Below are 2,096 nucleotides of genomic sequence, written 5' to 3'. Positions count from 1 at the left end.
CGCCCAAGCCAACGAGGCTGCCCAGCCCGCCCAAGCCGGCCAGTCCGACCGGCTCACCCACTCCACGGAGGCGGCCCGATGAGCGCTTTCACCCTGGCCGCGCGCGACTCACGCACGATGCTGCGCCGCAACCTCCTGCACGCCCGCCGCTACCCCTCCCTCACCCTCAACCTCCTCCTGACGCCGATCGTGCTGCTCCTGCTGTTCGTCTACGTCTTCGGGGATGTGATGAGCGCGGGCATCGGCGGCGGAGGAGCGGACCGGTCCGCCTACCTCGCCTACCTCGTCCCGGGCCTGTTGCTGATGACCATCGGCAGCACCACGGTCGGCACGGCGGTGTCCGTGTCCAACGACATGACCGAGGGCATCGTCGCCCGCTTCCGCACGATGGCGATCCACCGCGGCTCCGTGCTCATCGGGCACGTCGTCGGCAGCGTGCTGCAGTCGATCGCCAGCGTGGTCATCGTCGGGGCCGTCGCCGTGGCCCTCGGTTTCAGGGCCGCGGACGCCACGGCCCTGGAGTGGCTGGCCGCGCTCGGACTGCTCGTGCTCGTCGCCACGGCGCTCACCTGGACCGCCGTCGGCATGGGCCTGGCCAGTCCGAACGCCGAGGCCGCCAGCAACAACGCGACGCCGCTGTTCCTGCTGCCGCTCCTCTCCAGCGCGTTCGTCCCCCTCGACGCGATGCCGGGCTGGTTCCAGCCGATCGCCGAGTACCAGCCGTTCACGCCCGCCATCGAGACCCTGCGCGGCCTGCTGCTCGGCACGGGGATCGGCAACGACGGGTGGCTCGCGGTCGCCTGGTGCGTCGGCCTGGCCGCGCTCGGCTACCGCTGGTCGATGGTGTTGTTCAACCGCGACCCGAGATGAGTTCGCGGGCCGCCTCCCGCAACTCGTCCCGCTCCAGGGCGGCGTACTCCGACACCGCGTCGGTGTACGCCGCCCTGTGGGCGTCCTGGGCCGCTTTCCGGGCGCGGTCGCCCGACATCGTCGGCTGGAACTCGCGCGCCACCCCGAGCCGTTCGGCCAACGCGATCATCCGCACGGCACCGGTGCCGGGACCGGCATCGGCCCCGGCACAGCTGTCACCGGACGCGAGCCCGGCCGTGCCGAGGGCGTGCAGCACCGTCCCCCACACGGGGAGTTCCATGGGCGAGCCGGACGGACGCGAGAGCAGAATCCGCAGCCCCTCCCGCAGCCGGCCGACGGCGTCCGCGACCAACTCGGGGCGGCCCGCGTGCGCGTGCGCCGTCACCGCCGCCGACTGGACCTGGAACGCCCACGGGTCGAGCCAGAAGTCACCGTTGTGCGCCGAGCCCGCCGAGGACAGCCGCTCCACGGCGCTGCGCCACAGGCCGAGCCCGGCCTCCGTCTGCCCGCGGGCCAGCGCGATCTCGGCGCGTCCGCCGAAGTCGGGCATGTAGAAGGCGTCCTGCTGCGGAGGGTTGTCGCTCGCCGCCTGCCGCAGCCAGTACTCGGCCTCGTCCGGGTCGCCGCGCTGGAGGCAGGCCAGGACGAGGGACGAGCGGATGAAGAGGTAGTCGCGCCCGTCGTTGAGCCGTGGCAGCACCTCCAGCACCGCCGTGAGGTGCTCGTAGGCCGCCTCGCCCTGCCCCGTGCGCAGGCACAGCTCGCTCAGCCTGGCATGCCCGGTGAGCAGCACGGACGGGTTGTCGAGCGGAGCCAGCGCGGTGATCATCCGGTGGGCCGAGGCGAGTGCGCGGTCGATCTGGTGCTCGAACTCCCAGGCGTAGGAGGCAATGCACTCGGCGACGCCCGCGACCAGGGGCTGCTCGCTGTCGCAGAGTTCTCGCAGCACCTCGTAGTCGGGAGGGAGCATCTCCGGGATCGCGCTCAGCACCGCCGCGGCGGCCCGCAGCAGCGTGTCGGGCGGGGCCGGGGGCAGCCGCCGCAGTGCGACGAGCTGGCGTACGGGGAGCGGTCCGTGGCCCATGAACAGGCTCGCCGTGCACAGCACAGCGGCCGCGCGGGCGGCTTCGACGAACTCGGGCTCGGGCCGGTAGTGCGACAGGGGCGGGCCGGTGTCCGCGGCGAGCGCGGCGAGGCGGGGATAGTTGGTGTCGGTGGACCACAGG

At 73.0% G+C, this 2,096-nt stretch carries 2 protein-coding genes; one reads left to right on the top strand and one right to left on the bottom strand.

The window, feature by feature from the left end; all coding sequences use genetic code 11:
• Positions 1–78: 78 nt before the first annotated feature.
• The gene (locus AB8Z75_RS34350; protein ID WP_369208974.1) at positions 79–870 is read left to right on the top strand and encodes an ABC transporter permease; all 792 of its coding nucleotides are present in this window, start codon (positions 79–81) and stop codon (positions 868–870) included.
• Here the strand turns inward: AB8Z75_RS34350 and AB8Z75_RS34345 are convergent.
• On the bottom strand, positions 851–2,096 hold a 1,246-nt coding region (locus tag AB8Z75_RS34345), incomplete at its 5' end, for a tetratricopeptide repeat protein (protein WP_369208972.1). The two genes, AB8Z75_RS34350 and AB8Z75_RS34345, sit on opposite strands and share 20 nt — an antisense overlap.

Source organism: Streptomyces sp. PU-14G (assembly GCF_041028275.1).
Lineage (GTDB): Bacteria > Actinomycetota > Actinomycetes > Streptomycetales > Streptomycetaceae > Streptomyces.
This window is presented reverse-complemented; position numbering and strand designations above follow the sequence as displayed.

Coding starts and splice junctions, on each gene's coding strand:
- AB8Z75_RS34350 (WP_369208974.1), top strand. CDS start 79: ATGAGCGCTTTCACCCTGGCCGCGCGCGACTCACGCACGATGCTGCGC.